Annotated in this window: 21 protein-coding genes; 1 reads left to right on the top strand and 20 read right to left on the bottom strand. The window is 51.6% G+C overall.

Going from position 1 to position 23,978, the window contains the following annotated elements; genetic code table 11:
* Positions 1-102: 102 nt before the first annotated feature.
* From MCJ35_RS30715 to MCJ35_RS30690, 6 genes are all read right to left on the bottom strand, one after another.
* Positions 103-1,626, bottom strand: coding sequence for a 4Fe-4S dicluster domain-containing protein (locus MCJ35_RS30715; protein ID WP_025483723.1), 1,524 nt, complete (start codon positions 1,624-1,626; stop codon positions 103-105).
* Positions 1,627-1,750: 124 nt separating this feature from the next.
* Positions 1,751-2,656 carry a helix-turn-helix transcriptional regulator gene (locus MCJ35_RS30710; protein WP_008721097.1) on the bottom strand — a complete coding sequence of 302 codons (906 nt, stop codon included), beginning with the start codon at positions 2,654-2,656 and terminating at the stop codon, positions 1,751-1,753.
* Between the two features lie 181 nt (positions 2,657-2,837).
* On the bottom strand, positions 2,838-3,671 hold the full coding sequence (locus MCJ35_RS30705; RefSeq protein ID WP_025483725.1) for a Cof-type HAD-IIB family hydrolase: 834 nt from the start codon (positions 3,669-3,671) through the stop codon (positions 2,838-2,840).
* Positions 3,672-3,686: 15 nt separating this feature from the next.
* Complete coding sequence (locus tag MCJ35_RS30700; protein ID WP_025483726.1) at positions 3,687-4,742, bottom strand: GNAT family N-acetyltransferase; 1,056 nt, start codon at positions 4,740-4,742, stop codon at positions 3,687-3,689.
* Positions 4,723-5,553 (bottom strand): GTP pyrophosphokinase, encoded by an 831-nt coding sequence (locus MCJ35_RS30695; RefSeq protein WP_025483727.1) that lies wholly within the window; start codon positions 5,551-5,553, stop codon positions 4,723-4,725. The genes MCJ35_RS30700 and MCJ35_RS30695 overlap by 20 nt, the downstream gene beginning before the upstream one ends.
* A 69-nt stretch (positions 5,554-5,622) precedes the next feature.
* Positions 5,623-6,105, bottom strand: coding sequence for a peptide deformylase (locus MCJ35_RS30690; protein WP_025483728.1), 483 nt, complete (start codon positions 6,103-6,105; stop codon positions 5,623-5,625).
* Between the two features lie 198 nt (positions 6,106-6,303).
* Between MCJ35_RS30690 and MCJ35_RS30685 the strand changes: the two genes are divergently transcribed.
* The gene (locus tag MCJ35_RS30685; protein ID WP_025483729.1) at positions 6,304-7,008 is read left to right on the top strand and encodes an aspartate/glutamate racemase family protein; all 705 of its coding nucleotides are present in this window, start codon (positions 6,304-6,306) and stop codon (positions 7,006-7,008) included.
* Positions 7,009-7,014: 6 nt separating this feature from the next.
* On the opposite strand, the gene MCJ35_RS30680 is transcribed toward MCJ35_RS30685, so the two are convergent.
* From MCJ35_RS30680 to MCJ35_RS30615, 14 genes are all read right to left on the bottom strand, one after another.
* Positions 7,015-7,758: an ABC transporter ATP-binding protein gene (locus MCJ35_RS30680; protein WP_008721090.1), complete on the bottom strand. Its 744-nt coding sequence runs from the start codon at positions 7,756-7,758 to the stop codon at positions 7,015-7,017.
* Positions 7,759-7,766: 8 nt separating this feature from the next.
* Entirely contained in the window at positions 7,767-8,537 is a 771-nt protein-coding gene (locus MCJ35_RS30675; RefSeq protein ID WP_025483730.1) for an ABC transporter ATP-binding protein, read from the bottom strand.
* Positions 8,516-9,298, bottom strand: coding sequence for an ABC transporter permease (locus tag MCJ35_RS30670; RefSeq protein WP_025483731.1), 783 nt, complete (start codon positions 9,296-9,298; stop codon positions 8,516-8,518). Before MCJ35_RS30670 ends, MCJ35_RS30675 begins: the two co-directional genes overlap by 22 nt.
* The gene (locus tag MCJ35_RS30665) at positions 9,295-10,086 is read right to left on the bottom strand and encodes an ABC transporter permease (protein ID WP_025483732.1); all 792 of its coding nucleotides are present in this window, start codon (positions 10,084-10,086) and stop codon (positions 9,295-9,297) included. The genes MCJ35_RS30670 and MCJ35_RS30665 overlap by 4 nt, the downstream gene beginning before the upstream one ends.
* Positions 10,087-10,124: 38 nt before the next feature.
* The gene (locus MCJ35_RS30660; RefSeq protein ID WP_025483733.1) at positions 10,125-11,303 is read right to left on the bottom strand and encodes an ABC transporter substrate-binding protein; all 1,179 of its coding nucleotides are present in this window, start codon (positions 11,301-11,303) and stop codon (positions 10,125-10,127) included.
* A gap of 47 nt (positions 11,304-11,350) precedes the next feature.
* On the bottom strand, positions 11,351-12,829 hold the full coding sequence (locus tag MCJ35_RS30655) for a sulfatase (protein ID WP_025483734.1): 1,479 nt from the start codon (positions 12,827-12,829) through the stop codon (positions 11,351-11,353).
* Positions 12,830-12,919: 90 nt separating this feature from the next.
* Positions 12,920-13,945: a LacI family DNA-binding transcriptional regulator gene (locus MCJ35_RS30650; protein WP_162158524.1), complete on the bottom strand. Its 1,026-nt coding sequence runs from the start codon at positions 13,943-13,945 to the stop codon at positions 12,920-12,922.
* A gap of 203 nt (positions 13,946-14,148) precedes the next feature.
* Entirely contained in the window at positions 14,149-15,324 is a 1,176-nt protein-coding gene (gene mmsB, locus MCJ35_RS30645) for a multiple monosaccharide ABC transporter permease (protein WP_008721081.1), read from the bottom strand.
* A 3-nt stretch (positions 15,325-15,327) separates the two neighbouring features.
* The gene (gene mmsA / locus MCJ35_RS30640) at positions 15,328-16,866 is read right to left on the bottom strand and encodes a multiple monosaccharide ABC transporter ATP-binding protein (protein ID WP_025483736.1); all 1,539 of its coding nucleotides are present in this window, start codon (positions 16,864-16,866) and stop codon (positions 15,328-15,330) included.
* A gap of 102 nt (positions 16,867-16,968) precedes the next feature.
* The gene (chvE, locus tag MCJ35_RS30635) at positions 16,969-18,156 is read right to left on the bottom strand and encodes a multiple monosaccharide ABC transporter substrate-binding protein (RefSeq protein ID WP_008721079.1); all 1,188 of its coding nucleotides are present in this window, start codon (positions 18,154-18,156) and stop codon (positions 16,969-16,971) included.
* A gap of 272 nt (positions 18,157-18,428) precedes the next feature.
* Positions 18,429-19,469, bottom strand: coding sequence for a sugar ABC transporter substrate-binding protein (locus MCJ35_RS30630; protein ID WP_155858420.1), 1,041 nt, complete (start codon positions 19,467-19,469; stop codon positions 18,429-18,431).
* Positions 19,470-19,533: 64 nt separating this feature from the next.
* A complete protein-coding gene (locus MCJ35_RS30625; protein WP_025483738.1) occupies positions 19,534-21,120 on the bottom strand; it encodes a helix-turn-helix domain-containing protein in 1,587 nt (528 codons plus the stop codon).
* A complete protein-coding gene (locus tag MCJ35_RS30620; RefSeq protein ID WP_025483739.1) occupies positions 21,098-22,609 on the bottom strand; it encodes a sensor histidine kinase in 1,512 nt (503 codons plus the stop codon). The genes MCJ35_RS30625 and MCJ35_RS30620 overlap by 23 nt, the downstream gene beginning before the upstream one ends.
* A 141-nt stretch (positions 22,610-22,750) precedes the next feature.
* A complete protein-coding gene (locus MCJ35_RS30615) occupies positions 22,751-23,776 on the bottom strand; it encodes a substrate-binding domain-containing protein (protein ID WP_008721073.1) in 1,026 nt (341 codons plus the stop codon).
* Positions 23,777-23,978: the final 202 nt, after the last annotated feature.

The raw sequence follows: 23,978 nt of genomic DNA, 5'->3' as shown, positions 1-23,978 counted from the left end.
GCAAGGTCAAGCATTTTAACCTCCTCATCCATCCAACCTTATCCATCCAAAGGCCGTTCCTCTACAGACCATTTATCCACAAACTCATCCACCCGCAGGCCACTAATCCACAAGCTTATCCAGTTCCTTCACATGCTCCGTCTCATTGGAGGTCTTATGGTTTGCCTTGGAGGCATAGAGATTCACTGCTGCCTGGGACTTCTTAATGGGCTGCATGGTTCCTGCCCCGGCCACGCATCCGCCCGGACACGCCATTCCCTCTAACAAGTAGCCGTTGTATTTACCAGCCTTGGCCATGGTAAGAAGCTTCCGGCAGTCCTTAAGCCCCTCTGCATTGGCAACTTTGATTTCCCTGTCCGGGAAACGCTGGTGGATAACGTCAACCACTGACTTTGCAACGCCTCCTGACACGGCAAAGTTACGCCCGTCCATGGACGCATCGTTGACACCGTCCGGGTCCTCCTCCATTTTCTCAATCTCCACATGCTTTGCATCAAAAATCCCATCCATCTCCTCAAAGGTCAGCACAAAATCCACATCACTGCGGATATCCGTCCTCATGGCCTCCAGCTTCTTCGCTGCGCACGGGCCGATGAACACCACCTTGGCGTTCTTGTGGTGCCGTTTGATCAGGCGGGCCGTTAGGGTCATGGGGGTCAGGGCCATGGAAATGCAGTCAGCCTGTTCAGGGAACAGCTTCTTAGCCATCATGGACCAGGCCGGGCAACAGGAAGTGGCCATGAACGGAAGCTTTTCCGGAACCTCCTGCATGAAGTCAATCGCCTCCTGGGTGGCGCACAGATCGGCGCCCACTGCCACCTCGAATACATCCGCGAATCCCAGCGCCTTCATGGCCGCACGCAGCTTGCCCGGCGTCACCTTCGGACCGAACTGTCCCACGAACGCAGGTGCAACCGCAGCATACACACGCTCGCCGGACTGGATGGCGCGGATGACCTGGAAGATCTGGGACTTGTCCGCAATGGCCCCAAAGGGGCAGTTCACAAGACACATGCCGCAGGATACGCATTTATCATAATCAATATCCGCCTTGCCGTTTTCATCTGAATGTATACAGTCCATGCCGCAGGCCGCTGCACACGGACGTTCCTGGATAATGATGGCATTGTAGGAACAGACATCCGCACACCTGCCGCACCGGATGCATCTGTCCTGGTCAATATGGGAGCGCCCGTTGGAACGGTCAATGCTCACCGCATCCTTTGGACACACCTCCACACAGGGGTGGGCCAGACAGCCCTGGCATCCGTCCGTCACCACCACCCGCTTTTCGTGGCAGGCGTTGCAGGCAAACTTCATCACATTGATAAGCGGTGGCGTATAATACGTCTCCGGCTGGTCCGCTGCCTCTATATTATCCGATATCGGGGCAGGGTCGGCCGCACTGCGGTAGGGAAGCCCCATGGCCAGCCTCAGCCGCTCCCCCACAATGGCCCTTTCCAGGAATACGTCGCTGCGGTAATTGCCAATCTCCCCCGGAATGATTTTATAGGGAAGTTCCTCAATCCTCTTATCCACAGGCCATTCCGTGTGGTAAGCCATGCGGGCCACTTCCCTGAATATCCTGTGCCTGATTTCCTGTATACGCGTTTCTACGCCTCTCATGGTGTGCCTCCTTATCATCAATCGGTCAACCGGTTCTTCATTACTTGATAATACAGTACCGATTATATAGGAAAGGCACGCAAATGCAAGTATATTAACTTATTTTTAACCATTGTTCCTGATTTTAACCATCTGCCAGCGCCTTGACAGGCAGCAGTTCAATATAACCCCTGGTCCCGATTGGCTCCAGCTGGACCCGCGGGTTGTCCCTGTCCCACCTGTACCCGGCTGCAGACGGTTCATACCGGCTGATGGCTGACTGCACCTGTTCAATTGCCTGGCAGTAGTCCTCCTCGGCAAACGGCTCCCCCTGGAACATGAGATACCTGCACGGCGGAAGTCCTATCACATCGAACCCTTCCGGCACCACGCCGTCATAGTCCGCCGGAACCTCCACCCCCTGCACATACACGGACGTGCCCGGCTTTACATAAGCGCCGGGCAGCCACAGGCACACCGGTTCCCCGCTGATGGAACGGATGCTTGTGAGCAGCCCCCACACATCGCAGCCCACCTCTTCACAATAAGTAAAATACTCCTCTGCCTTAATGCCCCGCTTAATCAGCACCTTGCGCTCCGGCTTCCAGACTTCCCGGATGAATACATTTTTAACTGTTTCCATGGTTTTCTCCCTTCTGATATACCTGTATTTGACTCCGTAAGGCGTAAACAGGCTAATAGGCACAGGATTCAAGGCATACTCCTTTGGATTGCAGCCAAATTCCCTGGAAAATGCCCGCTGGTAGCCGTCCACGCTTTTAAATCCCATTTCAAAAGCAATATCCACAACCTTTACCTTCCCATCCCTCAGTCTGAGCGCTGAGCGTGAAAGCCGGAACCTGCGGACGTAATCCGAAGGCGTCATACCCACATAGCGTACAAAAAGCCGGTAGGAATACCAGGGTGAATACAGGGAACATGCGGCAAGGGCGCCGGGACTGATTTCTTCATCCAAATGCTCCGCTATATAATCCTGCATCCTCTGCACCGCCTCAATCTGTACCGCTTCCCCTTTTGCCTGCTCCTTCATCTGTCCACCGCCTTACATACACATTATAATCATCAGAGGGAAAATGCTCTCGACTTTTTTTGCCCTGTTCCATGACAGCAGGCACCCGGACACGCAAAAAGGGGGCAGGATTGAACATCCAAACTCCCCCTGGGGCGTGTTTGTAGATTGCTTTCCGCCGGCTGTGCGTCCCCTGGACAAGTCAGAAAGCCCGTATCATGCGCAGCACCGCTTCCGCACCGCCGCTGTCGTGGTCACCTGTAACATAAACAGCCCGCTCCTTTAATTCCTTAGGACTGTTTCCCATGGCAATCCCATAGGCTGCAAATCCAATCATTTCCATGTCATTGTCACCGTCCCCAATAGCAAGGGTTGCTTCCCTGCCTATGCCAAGGTACCCGCACAGCCACTCCATGGCCTTGCCCTTATTGACAGACGCCCCGTTGATTTCAATGTTACCTGCCATGGAACTGGTTATCTGGACGTCCCCCCTGGCCCTCAGCCTGGCCTTCAGCATCTCCCGGTCACTGTCTTCCAGGAAAAACACATTCAGCTTCTCAGCTTCATCCCATACATCCTCAAGCCCGTACAGGCTTGGCACCATCACATGGTCCCTCTGGAAATATTGTATGAAATTATAATCCTTTTCTTTTCCGGCCGCCTTTTGCACATCCCCTTCATTAATGTAGGACTTTCCCTGGGAAAACAGTTCAATGTATCCTTCCTTCCCTTTCATGACCTCCAGCACCTCTTTTACCACGCCGGGCGGAAGCTTCACCCGGAACAGGGAAGTCAGGGATTTCACATCCCATATCTGCGCCCCATTGGCCGTGATGGCATACCTGATTTTCCCCATCTGAAGAAGCTCCTGGGGAATCGACCTCAGATACCTGCCTGTACACGGAACCACCAGACAGCCGTTCTCATTTAAACGCCCTATCTGGCGGATGGCCGTCTCCCCTATGTGGTTGGCGCTGTCCATAAGCGTCCCATCCAGGTCAACTGCGGCCAGTCTGATATCCTGTCTTATTTCCATCCTGATCCACACCTTTCACAGACAGCAGCAAAAACGCGGGATTTTCCTGCCGTCAATAACAGAAACAGCTTCCCCATCCCGCTGCGCCCCCATCTTTTCATAAAAACCGGCTGCTTCCCAGCTGGTGACAAAATGCATCTCACGGATACCATGCTCCCCGCACCAGCAGGTAAGGTGTTCCCACATCTGCCGCCCATATCCCTTTCCCAGATATGCCTCTGCAATATAGAAATATTCCAGCCCGCATCCGTCTCCTTCGGTCACCACGCCCCAGAAAGCAGCCGGCGCTTCATCCTTCAGAAAAACAAATACAGGGTGTTCCTCAATGAACTCCCGGGTGATGTTGAACTTCCTGTCAAATGTGTCCATAAACGCCTCATCAAAACCCCAATGGGCTTCCGACTCCCTGGCAATCCGCCTCAAACCATCCGCATCCCCTGCCGCTGCCCGGCGCCACTTCCCACACCTGGATTTCCCATACCCACTTTTACCACGTCCCCTCTTCCCATACCGTTCCCCATAAAGAGATTTTGCCTTCCGGGTATATTTCCTGACAAATCCCCCCTTACTGTCAGTATAGGCATCACGGTCATGTTCATACTGCTTCCACAGTCCCAGCTTCAGCGCCTCATAATCCTTAGCCACATCCGGATAATCCCGCAGATAATCCCTGAAATACAGTTCATCATTATCCCCGTCCTGTCTCAGATGGAGGTGGTATACGCGCTCTGCAAACCCCTTAGGTGTATAACCTTTGTTGAAGGACAGCCTGTCCTCTTTCTCCGACATGCAGACATACCCGTTCTGTTCCAGGATGGTCCTCACAGCCCCCATATCTTCCCCTGGCTTCATCTCCACAAGGATATCAATAATTGGCTTAGCCCATATGGTTTCTACGGATGTACTGCCCGCATGCTCCAGCCTGCGTATCCGGTCCATGGGCAGCATGCCTTCCAGACAGCGGGCTTCCTCCTCATACCATCCCTTCCATTCCTCACTGTGCCTTGTAAGGTAAATCGGAAACAGTTCCCACAATTCTTCCAGGGACAGCTCAGTCATTTGTCTTTCCACTTAAATCCTCCCTGGCCCCAGCCTCTTCAATCTTCCGCTCCCAGGCTTCCTTCGTCCCCTTCATCCTGCGGAAGTAAGAGCTCATCTCATCCGCCATGCCGGAAAGCCGGTTCAGCAGGGTGGAGAAATCCTTCAGCATCTCATCATCCTTAAAATATGGGTACACGATATCGTGGTCAATCTCGCTCCATCCTTCCTCAAACAGGGTCCTGCCCTGGATCTCCACATAATATCCCTTATACTTGATAATATAATGGAGGGAGCGGTAAATGCCGTCTGACCGGATTTCAATCAGATCCTCATCATATATCCTGGAATCCCCGTTGCGCCTGTATACCTTTGGCCGCTCCGCAATATAGTAATGCTTGGGATCCCCGTCGAAATCCAGGATCCTGTCCTTTACATAAAGCCCAGGGTCATTCTCAAACACACTGGTGATATAATTATGGAAATGAATCCAGTCCTCACGGTACAGGAAAAAAACGCGGATACCGATAAGGTCCGTCATATATTTATGGTAATTGGTCCGGTTGATATCCTTAAAGCGTTCAAAATGTTCCACCCTTTTCCGGATGATTTTTTCCAGGAGATGCCCCGGGTCCTTTGTCCGGTAGCGGTAGGAATGGATTCCGGCCCGCTCGATATCATACAGATAATCATAAACAAAATCCTTGCCGATATTGCGCAGCTTCCCTTCAATTGCCTGGTAATCCTCATAAATGGCAGCCAGCTCCTCCCACGGCATGTCCGCTGCCTCAAAATCTTCCTGTTCTATATTATAACTTTTTAAAAACCCGTCCCTGTCAATCATCATAAACCTGTGGTCCCTTCTATAAATTTATATGGAAGGGGCATTTTCCTAAAGCTCCCTGATACCGCCTTAGTGTTCCTTCATCACAAATGCCCTGTCATCAATTGCCCTCATGGTTGCCAAAATGCCGTCAAGATGGTCGTATTCATGCTGTATCAGCTCCGCCATATCGCCTTCAAACGCCAGTGAACACTCCTTCCAATGCTCATCCCTGTAATGGATGATGCAACGTTTATACCGCCTTACCCGTACCAGCAGGTCCGGAAAGGACATGCAGTCATCCATGACCTCCATCTCCTCCTCATCCGGAAACTCAAGCCTTGGATTGATGAACAGCACAGGCGTGTCCAGATGTCTGTATATAACGCGCTTTTTCACGCCGATCTGGGGCGCGGCAATGGCGCGGCCCACGCCATAACGTTTCCGGAACGCCAGAAGCGTGTCCTTAAGGTCCTCCTTCACTTCCGCCATCCAGGGCAGTTCTTCCTCGGTCACCTCACTGCACACCTCATACAGATCCGGATGACCCAGCAGTAAAATCGTTTTCTCCATTTCTTCATCCCCTTGTACTATTATCAATCATAATGCATGACGCCATTATAACACGTTAATGCAAAAAAATCCTCCGGTATTTTAACCCAGAGGATTTACATGAGGGAATTTTCAGAAAGAAGGTTCCGGAAAACGCCTTTCTTGTACCTTCGCCGTCCGCATGCTATACTATGGATAAACCCCAAGGAGGAACACAACATGAAAACAATCGGATTAATCGGCGGCATGAGCTGGGAAAGCACCGTCACCTACTATCAGATCATCAACGAAACCGTGAAAAAAGAACTGGGCGGCCTCCACTCATCCAGGTGCATCCTGTACAGCGTTGACTTTGATGAAATAGAAAAATGCCAGTCCTGCGGGGACTGGGACAAAAGCGGGGACATACTGGGTCAGGCCGCCCGTTCCCTTGAAAAAGCCGGGGCGGACTTCATTGTCATCTGTACCAACACCATGCACAAAGTGGCCCCCCGGATCCAATCCTATATCTCCATCCCCCTGCTCCACATTGCAGACGTAACAACGGAGTGCCTGAAGGACAGGGGGATTAAGACCGTGGCCCTGTTAGGCACCCGTTACACCATGGAACAGGATTTCTATAAAGAACGCCTGATCCAAAGCGGACTCCAGGTCCTGATTCCCGAGGAACCACAAAGGGAAATGATTAACCGTGTCATCTTCGATGAACTCTGCCTGGGCACCATTTCCCCTGAATCCAGGGCAGGCTTCCTTGCCATCATCCGCGGACTTGGACAGAAGGGGGCCGAGGGCGTCATCCTTGGCTGCACGGAAATCGGCCTGCTGATCAGACAGGAGGATACGGATATCCCGCTTTTTGATACCACGGTCATACATGCCAGGAAAGCGGCCATGGCTTCCATATCCGGCCATGTAACGGAGTAATCCGTATCACCACCATTTTATCAGATCCGTCACCTTATTCCTCAGTTCCACAAACTCTTTGGACGTCACATCCCTGGGCCTGGGCATTGAGTTCGTCAGCGTGGTCTTAACCGTGGTTGGCTTATTGGTCAGGACCATGATTTTATTGCCCAGATAAACTGCCTCCTCAATATTATGTGTGATGAAAATGACGGTTGTCTTTGTCATCTGCCATAGCTTTACCAGTTCATCCTCCAGTTTGAACCTGAGTTCAATATCCAGCTGCCCGTAAGGTTCATCCATCAGCAGCAATTCAGGCTCTGTTGCAAATGCCCTTGCAATCCCCACTCTCTGGAGCATGCTGGAAGAGAGCTGGTTGGGATAATAATTACGGTATTCTGTCAGCCCCACAATATCAAGGTATTTATCCACCAGCTCTTTCTTTCTTGCAGACGGCACTTTCTTGATATCCAGGCCAAAGCTTACATTTTTTTCCACAGTAAGCCAGGGCATAGTGGAATTTCCCTGGAATATATATGCCATGTTATTAACCTTAGGGTCGACCTCCCTGCCATCCAGAAGGATCTGGCCCTCTGTGATATCATATATTTTCGTAAGGCTGTTCAAAAATGTTGTTTTTCCGCAGCCGGTAGGCCCCACCACGCACAGCAGGTCCCCTTCTTCCACGTCGAAGTCCATATGATTCAGAACAAGTAAATCCCCGAATTTCTTTGTCAGGTCCCTGACCTGCACTTTTACCTTCTTCTCCATATCCCCTCCTACAGCGTACTGTCCATGACCTGTGTTATCTCCCTGCGCAGTTCCAGGAACTCAGATGAGACATAGTTCCTTGGCCTTGGCAGGCTGATTCTGTATTCTTTCCTGATTTTGGCCGGACAGTTGCTCAGGACAATGATACGGTCAGCCAGATAAATTGCCTCCTCAATGTTATTGGTCACAAATACCACCGTGCGCTTTTCCGTTTCCCAGATGCGTTCCAGCTCTTCCTGCATCTGGTACCTGGTCTGGGCATCCAGTGCGCCAAAAGGCTCATCCATGATCATGACCCTGGGTTCGATACAATATGCCCGGGCAATCCCCACACGCTGCTGCATGCCGCCTGAAAGCTGGATTGGAAATGATTTCTCAAATCCATGCAGCCCCACCAGGTCAATATAATACTGCGCCCGTTTCTGGCGTTCTGCCTTGGTGACACCTGCCATTTTGGGACCGTATTCCACATTGCCCATAGTGGTCAGCCATGGGAACAGATTGGTGGTCTGGAACACAACACCGCGCTCCGGGCCTGGTTCCAACACCTTCTTCCCATCCACCATGACCTCACCGGACGTCACCGTCTCCAGTCCGGCTATCAGGTTAATGATTGTGGTCTTGCCGCATTGCCCGGGTCCCAGGAGCACGACAAACTCATTTTCCCCAACCGACAGATTCATGGAATGCACGATTTCCATACTGCCATTTTCCCCTGGAAAGGATTTGGATATCTGTCTGCATTCAATCATACTGTTTACTGTCCGCTCTTGTTCCATCGGCATAATACCTCCTCAAGCTTCCTCATAATTACTGCAAGTACGAATCCCACAATTCCAATCGCCATGATTCCCACCAGGATCTGAACAATGTCATTATTGTTCATACCGGTCGTGATGATCCAGCCAACACCTTCCGAGGACCGTACCATCTCAGCCGCCACAACCGTAGCCCAGCTGGAAGACATCGCAATCTGAAGTCCTGCAAAAATCTGAGGCACGGACGATGGCATCACCACGGTCAGGAAAATCTGCGTCCTGCTGGCCCCCAGCATCCTTGCGGTTCCCACCAGCTTATAATCCATGGCCTTTGCGCCAGCCCACGCATTCAGTGTCACATTGGAAAATGCAGCCAGGAAAATCAGGAAATATTTGGCGCTCTCCCCCAGTCCAAACCAGATAATGGAAATAGGAATCCATGCAATGGGCGGAATGGGACGGATAATACCGAACAGCGGCTGGAAAACAGCCTCCACACTTTTACTCCACCCCATGGCCAGGCCAAGGACGATACCTGCCGCGGATGCTGCACAGTACGCGATCAAAACCCTGGAGAGGCTCCATCCGATATGTACCAGTAAGTTATATCTTCCGATTTTACCTGCAATTGCCTGAAAAAATGCCACGCACACCACATCCGGGCGCGGAATCATTTCTCCCAGCAGAGTCCCATTGGTAGCCACAAACCAGATAATGACAAAACATCCAATCGAGCATACACCGGCCAGGAACTCATATACTTTTTGTCTGCCAGCCTTCATTGTACATTCATTCCTTTCGCTACCACTAATTCAAGCTTATGAAGCAGCCGGTCCATGGCCAGCCCCACGATTCCGATTGTAATCATCCCCACAAGCACCAGGTCCGGCCTGGAAATAGACCTGGCCTGCTGGATCATATATCCCAGACCATTACTGGATGCAAGAAGTTCCGCTGCCACCAGCGCGGTCCAGGCAGAGCCAAGGGCTACCCGCAAACCGGTAAATATCATGGGCGTTGCGGTGGGAATGGCGATTTTAAACAGCTTCTGCATATCAGAAGCGCCAAACACATCCCCTACCCACAGATGCAGATCCTTTGTCTGGCGGATTCCTGTGTAGGCGTTCACCACACACGCAATGAGGGAGGCAATAAAAATCACCAGCGCCTTTGGAAGCAGCCCGATACCGAACAGCAGGATAAACAGCGGGATCCACGCCAGCCCGGGAATGGGGCGCAGCAGGTCAAACAGGGGCCGGATGAACATGTCCGCAAACCGGTTCCATGCCATCAGGATTCCCATGGGAATCCCGATGACAGCGCCCATGGCATACCCGGTCAGAGCCACTTTAAGGCTCTGCAGGGTATGGGTGATAAGGGTTGCTCCGTCCGGAGCTTTATGGGTCAGTTTGACGATGAATGTATTAAGTACCTTTCCCGGACCGGGAAACACGCTTTCACTTTTCAAATGCAGAACATCAATGCACAGCCACCAGACAAGCAACACTGCGCATACCGATGATATTGACATCATCATATATTTCAGTTCCATGGTTTTCTTACGTTTCATACCCATTCCTTTCCACGGGAATTATTGCAGGCTTAGACCTACAGGTCAATCTTTGCCGTCGTGACAGTAGTCCCAATGATATTCTCCACAAAGGATGTATCAAAACTTTTTTCTATATTGGGAAGATTGGACGCCTCTATTAATTCCTGGGTTGTGAAAAATGCCCCCATATTGGCCATGGTTGCGCCAAATATGTAATCCTGGCTTTTTAGCTTATCCACAGTCGTATAGGTCTGGGCTTTTATCTCATTTTCCATATCCTCATCGCTGTAGGTCACGCCTTCCTCCCCATACCATTTCATACCGGCCTCGGCCCTCATCCCAGGGTCATCCAGCAGTTCCTGGCATGCCTGGTAATAAACCTCCATCAGCACCTGCAGGTCTCCCCTTTTTTCCTCCAGCACTTTGTTGGACACATAGATTCCATCGGTCAATGGCTGTCCCATCAGGGTCGCCACATCTGCCGCATCCACATATCCCGCTGCCTCCAGCTGAAAAGAGTAGGGCGGTATGGTTGCGATGCCGTCACCCTCACCTGTTATGAAAGCCTGGTAGGCCTGGGCATATTCCATGGATACCATGGTGAAATCCTCAGACGTCAGTCCGAAGGACTCCACATATTTAATGGCATTATATTGGGCTGAGGTGGAAAGCGGCCCTAAAATGGAAATCCCCTTAACGGTTTCCTTACTTCCCACAATCCCGTCTTTCTCACCGCTGGATGCCAGGGCGCTGTCCGGCCTTATGTACAGGGACTGCCCCTCTTCCGATATCATGGTGTCGCCAATATAGGTGTAATTTCCTGTTGCCAGATTATAGACCGATGCCATCCCGCTCACCGCCACATCCAGCTCACCTGCATTCATTGCCTCATTGATGGGCGCTCCTGTTGCAAATGTAACAATTTCAACTTCCAGCCCTTTATCCGCAAAGTACCCCTTATCCAACGCGTATTTAAGCGGAAGACCCATTGCCTTTGCCATGGTACCCACCACCAGTTTCTGTCCTGACAGCCCCGTGTCAGCGGCCCCATCATTACCAGCTGCTGTTTCGCCTCCCTGGACTTTTGACTTCTGCCCCTCTGTTTTCTGTTCTTCTGTTTTCGCTTCCCCTGCCCCGGTGCCCGGCGTCCCCCCGTTGTTTACCCCGCCGCATCCAGCCAGAATTGCTGCTGTTAATACCATCGACAATGCAGTTTTCCATGTTCTTCTTTTCATTTTCCTTCTCCTTTTCGTGTTTTCTCCCACCGTTCATTTGTTGCCGGCTAATCCACTGCTAACCCCAGCCTTGTGTATTGTTCCCCCGGACAGTCATTATCCCTCATGATCCGCACCATCATGCCAGCCATCCGTTCTTCAACCGCAGCGTCACTGATTGGATGGAGCTGCCCCGGGTCCTTCTCCAGGTCAAACAACATGGTGCCGAAATCATATGCTGAAAATTCCAGTTCAGGAATACCGGTAGATGGGATTTCCAGCACCGGACAGCCTTTTGTAAATGAAAATCCATCTCTCATCCTGGCCTTCCTAAGGTTATCCACGGAAAAACGGTTTCTCATATGATTGGGCATCAGCGTGTAATTAAACAGCGGCTGGTTATCTGCGTTAACCGGTGCCCTCATATACACATACCTGCCATCCGTACAGTTAACATGTCCTCCATGGATTCCATAAATTGCAGCCTCCCTGACAGGGGTATCATATAAAATTGTGTCCCTCAGTGGTTTACCCATCATATCCCCAGGAATTGGAAGGTTGAAATACTCCAGAAGTGTGGGTGCTAAGTCAATCCCCTGCACCAGTGCCTTCCTTCTCCCTCCCTTTATCCCACATCTTGGGTCCCATATAAACAGCGGGATGTTGGCGTTCTCGTTATACCAGGGCATCACACATTTGGCCCACCAGTCATGTTCCCCCAGTAAAAAGCCATGGTCCGTATTGACTATCAGCATGGTATCTTCCCACATCCCCTCCTGGTCCATCTTATCTAAAAGGCGTCCCAGGGTATGGTCACACATGGTCAGAAGCGCCCGGTACCCGTTCCTCACATGCTCGCAGGCCTGGTCAGGCTCTGTTACCCGCTTGTAATTAGGCCAGTCAAAATGAGGGCCGTCATAATCATCCGGATACAGCTTCCTGAACTCTTCCGGGGCAAAAAACGGTTCGTGGGGATCAAAATGTTCAATCTGGAGAAACCAGTTATCCTCCGTTTTATTCTTCTCGATGAACTCCAGCCCCAGGTCCATGGTGAGCGTCTGGGAATGCCTCTTTATCCCCTGCATATATGGCCGGTTGACCCAGTCCTGACGCCACAGACAGTTCGTCCTTCCCCCCAGCGTCTCCGGAATCTCAGGATCCCCCACAGACCCCTTCCATGGGTCGCCTTCCTGCCCCCTGACAAATTCATATGAGCTGTACCGGGTATGATAGGTACAGCCACCGTCCTCAAAGTAATGGTAATGATCCGTCACCAGATGGGAATATATCCCGTTCTCCTTCAGGATTTCCGGCATGGAATCATCAAATGGCTCCAATGGTCCCCAACTGCGGTGCAGGAAATTCATCCTTCCTGTATGTATTTCCCTTCTGGCCGGCATGCATGGCATGCTTGCAACATAGCAGTTATCAAATGTAACAGCATGTTTTGCCAGCCTGTTGAAATTCGGAGTGATGGTACTGTCACATCCGTACGGCTGCAGCATATGGCGGTTCAATGAATCGAACATCAGCATAATTGCTTTCATAGTCTTACTTCCCCTTTTATGTTTTCTACCGTTATCGATAACGGTATTATGTTATTTTTTGGAGTACCACGGCGCCGGCCGGTAATACTCCTAAAAAATACTTTCATAAATCTTTATGTCCGTATCAATGTAGATTTTCTTTGAATCCGGAACTTTCCCCATTACCACATAATTAAACAGTGTCTCAATCACTTTCTTTCCCTGAAGGAATGGATGCTGTACCACCGTGGCCTGCACCAGGCCCCTGGCCATGGCCTGTTCAACCGGCTTTGCCAAATCCAGGGTTATGACATTCACCTTTTTCTCAAACACGGTTTCCTCAATGGCTGACAAAACACCTTTGGTACAGCCGGTTGTCACTACAATCGTGTCAGCGTCCCTGTATTCCTTAAACGCAATTGCCGCCTGCCGGTAGGCTGCCAGGTCATCATTCTGCAGTTCGCAGACCCCCAGAAGATGAATGTCCGGATAACGCTCCTGCAGGACATCCTTCAGCCCGTCCAGCCTCCTTACATTCCCCAATATCTCAAGAGGCGCGGTGCAATAAACCACCTTGCTGTCCCTGCCCCCAAGCATGCCTGCCAGCCCTCCGATGATCCTGCCTCCCCTGTAGAGGTCACAGCCCACGTAAGCAAGGCAGTCCACGTCGATATCTGATACCATGAGCGCCACTGTAATCCCACGCTTCCTGAGTTCCTCCAGCTTATCCACCACACGCTTATCGTTCAGGGGTATGATGGCCAGTGCATGGATTCCTTCATCCACCAGCTCGTCAATCATCCGTATCTGGCTGTCCGCATCATAGCCTTCCCCATATCTGGCCATGATTTCCACGCCGTAATCCGCAATCTTTTTATTGGCAGCCTGGATTCCTGCTAAAAGCTCTTCAATAAAAGCATGCTTTGGCGTATGGATGATCACGCCGATCTTAACTTCCTTGCGTCTAGCTACCAACCCTTTCGCCACTGTATTCGGCACATACCCAACTGAATCCGCGATTTCCTTAATACGCCCGGCTACCTCCTGATTCACCCCTTTCCGGTTATTCAGCGCCCGGTCCACTGTCCCTACAGAAACCCCCGCCAGCTCTGCAATCTTCTTAATCGTTACTGCCATGTGCATGTCCTCTTCCTGGTTATTCGATTACCGTTATCGATAACGGACCTATCTGTATTATATGCATATTCACAAAAAAAAGCAAGCCCCTTCTTTAAAAAAAAGAAAAAATCCACACAAAAAGCCGCCCTTGTATAACATCTGGATGTTATACAGGACGGCGGTTTCCGGCGGGACACAGAAACGTCCCCTTCCGCTTCCTCCTACTGCTTCACAATAAACGACTTCCTCTTGCTGACAACGTCAAATATGACTGCCGCCAGCAGCACCGCTCCCTTGACCACTTTCTGCAGGTTCTGGTCCACGCCCATGATGCTCATGCCCAGGTTCAGCACGCCCATCAGGGTTGCGCCGATGATAACGCCTGGAACCGTACCTGTACCGCCGTATGCCGAGGCGCCGCCTATGAAGCAGGCGCCGATGGCATCCATCTCATAGTTGTTGCCCGCAGTGGGATTGGCGGAATTAAGCCTTGCCACGGTAATCATGCCGGCCACGGCTGCCAGAAGCCCCATGTTAAGATATGCCAGGAAATACACCCGGTTGGTGTCGATGCCGGAAAGCCTGGTCGCCTTCTCATTGCCGCCCACCGCATAAAAATAGCGACCGGTGGTGGTTTTGGATGAGATGTAGCTGTAGATGCCGATGATGACACCCACCCAGAGAAGGGCGTTGGGTATCCCCTTATACTGCGCAAGCTTGAACATGAAAAACAGTACAACCACGCTGATGATTACTATTTTTGCAACCACTCCTCCAAGAGGATCCACCCGGTAGCCCTTCTGCATTTTCTTCATACGCCCCCGCAGCACGCTGGCTGCGTAGACCAGGCATACGGCAATCCCTGCCAGCATACAGGTTATATTAATCCCCTCCCCGCCAAAAAAATCCGGTACGTATGTATTGAACAGGTTTAAGAACCGGTCCGGGATTGGTGACAGGGTCATGCCCTGAAGCACCACGTTGGAAAGTCCCCTGAACATCAGCATACCGGCCAGGGTCACAATAAAGGGAGGAATCCTCACATAGGCAATCCAGAATCCCTGCCACGCCCCCACCAGCATACCGATTAATGCCATGGACAGAAGGGACAGGTATGGGTTGATTCCCATCTTAATCATCATGCTTCCGCCGATGGCGCCTACAAAACATACCACGGAACCCACAGACAGGTCAATGTTGCCTCCTGTCAGGATGCAGAACAGCATGCCGGTTGCCAGAATGAATACATAAGCATTCTGGGCAATCAGGTTATTTACATTCTGGGGCAGGAGCATTTTCCCGCCCGTGTTGGCAGTGAACAGGATGACCACCACGGCCAGAACGATTACCATTGTATATTTCTTCAATACCTCGGATAATTTCAACTTGTTTTCCATACTCTACTCTCCTTTATCTGATTTCAGGATGCAGGACATGATATATTCCTGGGTGGCTTCCTCTGCCTTTACCTCGCCTGCCATCCTGCCCTCATTCATGATATAGATACGGTCAGACATCCCCAGGACCTCCGGGAGTTCCGAGGATATCATGATAACGGATTTCCCCTCCGCTGCCAGCTGGTTGATGATGCAGTATATCTCATACTTGGCTCCCACATCGATTCCCCTGGTGGGTTCATCCAGGATCAGGATATCCGGCTGCGCGAACATCCACTTGGCCAGCAGCACCTTCTGCTGGTTCCCGCCGCTAAGGTTTCCCACGTTCTGTTCAACCGAAGGACATTTGGTCTTCAGCTTATCCCTGTACTCCTCGGCAACCAGATATTCCTTATCCTTATCAATGATGGTCTTACTGCTCACTGCGTCCATGTTGGCAAGGGTTGTGTTAATCCTGATTGCATTGGAAAGGATCAGCCCGTTCCCTTTTCTGTCCTCTGTCACATAAGCCAGCTTATGCCGGATGGCGTCCCGGACCGAATGGAGGATTACTTCCTTTCCATGGATGAAAAGCCTGCCTGTAATATTGGTTCCGTAACTTCTGCCGAAAATGCTCATGGCCAGCTCCGTCCGCCCTGCCCCCATAAGGCCGCAGATCCCAACCACCTCTCCTTTTCCCACCTGGAAGGAAACACGGTCCACCACCTTCCGGTCCGAATACAGGGGATGGTATACGCTCCAGTCCTGCACCTCCATGGCGGTATCCCCGACAGCCACTCCTTCCCGCTTCGGGAAACGGTCCACCAGCTCACGGCCCACCATGCCTTTGATGATCCGGTCCTCGGTGATGGTATCTGTTGCCTTATCCAATGTCTCTATGGTGGAACCGTCACGGATGACCGTAATCTTATCCGCCACATACGCTATCTCATTCAGTTTATGGGAAATGATGATGCTTGTCATGCCCTCTGACTTGAACTTCAAAAGCAGCTCCAGCAATGCCTTTGAATCATCTTCATTGAGGGAAGCCGTGGGTTCGTCCAGTATAAGAAGCCTGGCATGCTTTGCAAGGGCCTTGGCAATCTCCACCAGCTGCTGTTTTCCCACGCCGATATCCTTTATCAAAGTATGGGAGGATTCAGAAAGCCCTACTGTCTTCAGGTATTCATCAGCCTCTCCATACGTTTCATTCCAGTTAATTGCATATTTCCTTCCTTTTTCATTGCCCAGATACATGTTCTCGGCAATGGACATATACGGCACCAGGGCCAGTTCCTGGTGGATGATTACAATGCCTTTCCTCTCGCTGTCATTGATATGGCTGAATTTGCACACTTCCCCGTCATAGATGATATCCCCCTCGTAGCTTCCATAGGGATAAATACCGCTGAGCACGTTCATCAGCGTGGACTTCCCTGCGCCATTTTCCCCTACCAGGGCATGGATTTCCCCTTCTTCCACCCGCAGGTTCACATCATCAAGAGCCTTCACGCCCGGAAATGTCTTGGTGATATTCTTCATTTCCAATAATATTTTTGCCAACGTTCTCCCTCCCTAAGCTGATTTTAGTCAGGGACGGCTGTCCCAAAGCGTTTCAGGAAACCCCTGCGCTCAGGTACCAGCCGTCCCTCTCTTGTCTCTGTCTTACTTTACCTGATCCTCCGTATAATAACCGGAATCAATCAGCATTTCCTTGTAATTATCAATGGTTACGACAACCGGCTCACAGAGGTAGGTGGGGATGACGCCTGTTCCGTTATCATAGGAAGAGGTATCGTTGATTTCCGCCTCGCTGCCCTGCATGACAGCGTCAACCATCTTGACCACCTGGGTTGCAAGGGTACGTGTATCCTTGAATACGGACATGGCCTGCTTGCCATTTAACATGTTCTTCACGTTGGCAATGTCACAGTCCTGTCCGGTGATGACAGGATATGTTCCTGTGTAGGATGCTGCCAGGGCGTTCTCAACCCCAAGGGCAGTGGAGTCATTGGAGCAGAGCACTGCGTCCAGTACCGTCCCGTCTGAATAGTTGCCTGCAATGATGGTATCCATGCGGTTCTGCGCCTTTTCAGAATCCCAGTTGGCAGTAGCCACCTGCTCAAATGCGGTCTGTCCTGACTTCACAACCAGCTTCCCCTCATCAATATACTTCTGGAGCACATCCATTGCGCCGCCAAAGAAGAACACACAGTTGTTATCAGCCGGGTCGCCTGTAAAAAGCTCGATGTTCCTGGGTTCGGATGAATTTTCCAGTCCCAGGGCCTCCACCAGGTATTCTCCCTGCTTCTGGCCTACCTTGTAGTTATCAAAGGTGGCGTAATAGCTGACCGCGTCCGAGTTCATGATCAGACGGTCATAGGAGATGACCGGTATGCCGGCCTCCTTGGCCTGTGAAAGAGGCTCGCCCAGGGAGCTTCCGTCAATGGACGCAATCACCAGCATCTGGCATCCATTGGAAATCATGTTTTCTATCTGTGACACCTGGGTCTGGACGTCATTGCTCGCATACTGCAGATCCACTGCGTAGCCAGCCGCCTCCAGCTCTGCCTTCATGTTGGAGCCGTCCTGGTTCCATCTCTGAAGGTCCTTGGTGGGCATTGCAACGCCGATGAGCGCCCCTGCGCCGCCTGCCGCCGCATCATCTTTAGCCGCCTCCGTCTTATCCTCCTGCTCCTTTGCCGCTTCTGTCTTTGCCGCCTCCGTGTTTCCTGCATCTGCTGCAGCTGTTGCAGCCGCGCTCTCAGTTGTCTTGCCGGAACCGCCGCATCCGGTCATCATTCCAGCCGCCATCGCCATTGTCAGTGCCACTGCAATCAATCTCTTTTTCATTGTAAAATCCTCCTCCAGACACTTATTTTTGATAGTTTCATCCTACCACAGAATGGACTGGACTTGCTTGTGAACCATTAGCACAAAACTATCGGCCTGCCCATGGCGGCCTGGACGGCTGGACATTTTGACAGCAAAAAAATGCTATATGGACGCGTTCCTCTTCCGGTCAGGAAAACATGACAAAAGGCAGCCATATCAGGATCTGATATAGGCTGCCCAAAAGATTCATACATATGGAGCCGGGAACATGGCACTGCCAGCCATTTCCCTTACTTCTTAACATTCAGATACACATCCTCTTTCGCGTGGAACCCGCCCTTTATGATCACGTCATCCATGTTCTCCTTTGTGACCGCAACCGGAAGCAGTTCCCGGTAAGGGACGTCATAGGTACCGTCATTAATGGTCTTGGTGATACCGGTCAGTTCCTCTCCCCTGCCCAGCATGACTGCATATTCCGCGGCCAGCCTGGCCTCCTCCTCCACGGACTTGAAGGCGGTCATGTTCTGTGTCCCTTCCATGATCCGCTGGCATGCCATCAGGTCCCCGTCCTGTCCGGTGAGGATTACCTTCCCTGCCAGCCGTTCCTCGGAAAGCGCCCGGAATGCCTGGGTTGCCAGGTCATCGTTGCCGCACATGACCCCCACGATATCACGGTGCCGGGCCAGCCCTTCCTTTACATAGGTAAATGCATGCTCCGCCAGCCATCCCTCGCAGTTGGCCTCATACACCACGTTCAGCCTGCTGCCTTTCAGGACATCATCAAACCCCTTTCTGATCTGATGGACATTCCCGTCGGTCTTGGGTCCCTGGATCATGAATATATCCCCGCCATCCGGCGCGTATTCCAGGAAACACTCCGCCATCAATCTCCCCACCAGTTCATTATTAAAGGAGATGTACAGGTCGCAGTCTGAATTATTAATCAGCCGGTCATAGCTGACCGTCTTGATTCCTGCGTCCTTGGCCTTTTTCATCACATCGGACAGGGCGTCGCAGTCCCCGGCCACCACTGCAATCACATCCATCTGCTTCTTAATGAAATATTCAATCTGCGCAATCTGTTCCTGCACGTCCCCGTTGGCATTCTGCACGTTCACATCCGCCCCCAGCTCCTTGGCCGTGGAGACAAACACATCACGTTCCCGGATCCAGCGCTCAATCACATAGGATTCAAAACTCAGGCCGATCTGCAGGCGGTCCCCTGTCTCCTCCTGTCTGGTCTCAGGCGCTTCCTCCGCCTTGCGGCATCCGCCCAGGGCCATACATGCGTACAGGAACAGGATGGCGGCAAGCACGGCAGCAGCCATCCTTTTTCCTGCTCCGGCGGTCTTATCCGCCATCCCCCTGATCCTGCTTCTCTTTTCCATACCATCACCTCTCCCTGTACTCGCTTGGCGTCATGCCCTCATACTTTTTGAAAATGCGGCTGAAATAATTGGGGTCGCTGTAACCGCACATCAGGCACACTTCCTTTATGCTGTACCTGGAATCCTCCAGCAGGCGCATGGCATGGGTTATCCTGGTACGCGTCAGATACTCAATGAAGTTCTCCCCCACCTCCTGCTTGAACAGCTTGCTGAAATAATAGGGGCTGATGTCCACCAGGCGGGACACATCATCCAGCGAAACATCCTGGGCGTAATTCTCATTGATGTAATTCTTTACCCTGGATACCACGTTTTCAGATTCCCGCTCCCTGGATGTACTGATGTTATCGCAGATTTCCCTTGTTTTCCGGATGAACCAGCAGCGCAGTGCGGCCATGTCGGCAGCGCCCTGGATTTCCGCCAGATAATTTTCCCTGTAACGGAACCCGTAACGGACGCTTCCTGCCTCAAACGCCGTCATTTCCAGGCGTATGACCAGTTCCAGCACCTTCACCTCGATATTGGCCCTCACATTCCCATCATGTTCCAGCATCCAGTCAAAGAATTCGTTGGCACAGGCTGCGGCTCCCTCCTTGTCCGCCTTTGCCCCTCTCTGGAAATACTGGTTTTCCAGTTCCATGGGATATTCCCCGTCATAATTCGTTATGGCCGGTATGTCTGTTATATGTACCACATGGCTGTCGCTCTCCCTCAGGGCCTTTAACGCACCCTTGTAGGAATCCCTGGCCTCCTCCACAGGCGTCACCATCCCGATGCCGCCCCTGAACTGCATGTCAATACCGGCTTCCAGCCTGTGAATCATGTTCCTGGTCCTGGTAATGATCTCCACCCGCTCCTCATACCGGGTCTTCTCCCTCTCAAATGGCACGAACAGCACAATCCTGTTCCCCATGACAGGACCTGTGATACAGTCAAAGTAATCCTTTACCAGTTCCCTGAGCTGGGTGTAATACTTGTTCAGCCTGACATTGGCCCCCACCGCGTTGGTCATCAGACCGTCCACCACCCCATCGCCAAATTCCAGGACAATGGTAAACCCATACCTGGTTTTTATGTCCAGCATCTCCAGATAATCATTGCGGTATATATCCGTGTCATCCCGGAGCAGGTTATAGATAAAACCGCTCTCAATCATGGGTACCACCAGTTCCAGCTTTTCCCGTATCTTCAGGTCATCGCTGAGCTTCTGCCTGGCCTCCTCCACCTGATGCATGGCGCGGATGCACACATCCAGTATCTTCTTTTTGTTCACCGGCTTTGTGATGAACTCCATCACCCCCAGGTTGACGGCCTCCTGGGCATAGGAAAATTTGTCATAGGCCGTAATGATGATGAACACCATGGATGAGTTGAACCTGCGCACCTCACGGATGGCCTGTATCCCGCTTAGCCCCGGCATCTGGATATCCACAATCGCAATATCCGGCCGGAAAGCCTCGGCCTGCTCAATCACGGCCCGCCCGGTCTTCACACAGACCACCTGGCATTCGCTTCCAAAGTTGGACAGGATAATGCTTTTGATGGATTCCAGCATGATTCCCTCATCGTCAGCCACTAATATCCGGAACATTTCCATCCTCCTCCTTCTTCGGTATGGTCAGGATAACCGAGGTTCCCTGGTCCTCCCCCTTACTGTCAATGCAAAAGACCTGGTCCGTGCCATAGTAAAGCCTCAGCCTGGCAATCACATTCCCCAGTCCGATGCCGGTGGAGTCACTGTCCACGGTTATGTGGCTCCCGGACAGGATTGTCCCCACCTGTTCCCCGGTCATCCCTTTTCCGTTGTCCTCCACCCGTATTTCAATCTGACTGCCCTTATCCTGTACCCGCAGGCGGATTTCACCCGGCCATTCAATGCCGCGTATGCCATGGTTCACTGCATTTTCAACCAGCGGCTGAAGGATCATGCTGGGTATCCTGTAGTCCAGGACCGTCTCATCCAGTTCGGAAACATAGTGGATATCCCCCGCAAACCGTACATTAAGGATATAGATATAGTTGTCCACTGTCTCCACTTCCTCCCGTATGGTGGCGTCCCCTGAACCCTTCTTCACATTATACCGGAAAAAGTCAGCCATCCGTTCTATGAACACCGAGGTCTTCTCCGCATCCTCCATCACGGCCAGCTGCACCCCTGCGTTCAGGGAATTGAAAAGGAAATGGGGGTTGATCTGGGACTGGAGGTATTTAAGACGCGCCTCCTTCAGGTGGTTTGCCATCAAAAGTTCCCGCGCCTTCATCTCCTGCTCTTTCTCCGCGCTTTCCTTAATCTTATTCACGTATTCATCCAGGCTGTCCACCATCTGGTTGAAGGTTCCCGTGACAATCCCCAGCTCATCCCTGGTCTTTATGGGCGTCACCTTGACATGGAAATTCCCCTGGCCAACCAGCTTGGCCGTGTGCGCCAGGTTGGTCAACGGGGTCACAATGTCCCTTGTCATCATCATCATCACCGCAAGGCTGATTACCATCACGATGCATAGGATCACAAGACTGATGATTTCCAGGTAGCGCAGGGCGGACTGAAGCGTCTTGTAACTGGCTGAGTTATTCTTGAACTGCTGTCCGTTCAGTACGGAAATATCGTCGTTGATGAATTTATAAAGCCGCAGGGCGGACTCATAGGAGCTTTTATACTTCTCCACGTTCAGTCCCCGCTTGGCCTGCACCGTCTCATCCGTAATGGCAAGGTAGGACTCAGACATGCTGCGTATATTCTTTTCCAGGATCTGGATGGGATTATCCGTAACCTTCCTGTTAAGGCCGTCCAAAAGGTCCCGGTATTCCTGTTCCGATTTATAATAGGCGGTCAGGGAATCTGAATCCTTGACCTCCAGATATTTGTACATGTAATTCTGGACCCCTGCCAGACAGTCAGACAGTTCATTCAGGTTCACATTGCTGGAATACACGGAATCCATGCGCACCACCATACGGTTAATCTGGGCATAGATTAACAGGTTGCTGGCAAACAGCGCAGCAGCCGTCAATGCTATCTCCAGAAACAGTTTATGTGCGATTGGGATATTTCCCCAGATCCTGTCCCAACATTTACCCATATGCGCCCCGCCTATCTCCCTGTCCATCCATGCCCGGTGCCGGGTCCGTACCAGTACCAGTTTCAGTTTCAGTCCCATACCGGGTCCGGGTCCATGCCAGTACCAGTTTCAGTCCCATACCGGGTCCGGCCCGCCGTAAACTCAATGTGCCTTACGCACAAAACCAGACACATTGTCACTGTTCACAAACTGCAGGTCCACACTATAAAATGAATTGGTCCGGCCGTCCCGGATGCACTCCATCATGGCCTGCACGCTGTACTTCCCCATCTGTTCCGTATCGATATAAAGGGACATGGCCATGGTTCCCCGCCGGACCGCTTCCAATGTAGCAGGTGACTTATAGTATCCGAGGATCTGGGTCTCGCCCACCCTGTTATAATCAATCACGGCCTGGTACACAGCCTCGGTGTCCACCTCATCCATACACACGATGATATCCGGGGCCCCCTGTTCATTCTGGAACAGGTTCCAGACAATCTCCTCGGATTCAAAGGCCCGTTCAGATGAAATCCTGATTTCCTCCACCCGCACACGCCCCTGGGTTTCCTCAGAAGTGACCATCAGATTGTTAATCTGGTTGAAAATCTGTGACTGGTTGCTGTCAATGGCATTATCATGAAGCAGGACCGTAATCCTAAGGTTATCCTTGTCTTTGGGAAGTATCTTCCATATCTGTCCTGCATATTCCTGCCCCAGCTGGTATGGATTAATCCCCACATGGCTCTTACGCCCAGTCTTTGGCGCATCATTTAAAATGGTCACAACCGGAATGCCCTTTTCATTGGCTTCATTGATTTTTCCTTCCAGGGCCTCCTCCGCCGTGCACTCCAGCAGGATACCGTCCACCTTGGCAGCAATGCTCATATCCATGAAGTCCGTCATGGTATAGGAGGATGACTGGCTGGTTCCCTTTAGCTCCACATAAGCGTTCTGGCCAGCAGCCTCTTCCCTGACACAGGCATATGTATCCTTCCAGAACTGCGACTCCGTATTGCCTACAATCATCACGAAGTGCCTGTCATAGGTCCTGGAATTCTCCGCGTACTCCACCCCTATCTTCTCCAGCACATAACCATAAAAGGAGATGGTCAGCAGGGTGAGGAATACAATGCAGAACAGGCCGGCCAGCACCAGCCAAAACAGTTTCCTTTTATTCCTGTCCATCTCCCCATCCCCTCTCCGTCTGCCCCCTTGGCGCCTATCCGGACGCCGCACAATGCTTATCTTTTACCATTATACAAAAAATCATGGTAAAACAAAAGCAGGATAATCTTGCCATGGAATAGCATTTTTTTGCGGCAGGCCCCCCTGAAGCGCCGGAAAACGGAGGCAAGCCCATCTTCATACAGGCGCTGGTATAAAATCC

The organism is Enterocloster sp. OA13 (assembly GCF_022440595.1).
Classification (GTDB): Bacteria; Bacillota; Clostridia; order Lachnospirales; family Lachnospiraceae; genus Enterocloster; species Enterocloster hominis.
This window is presented reverse-complemented; position numbering and strand designations above follow the sequence as displayed.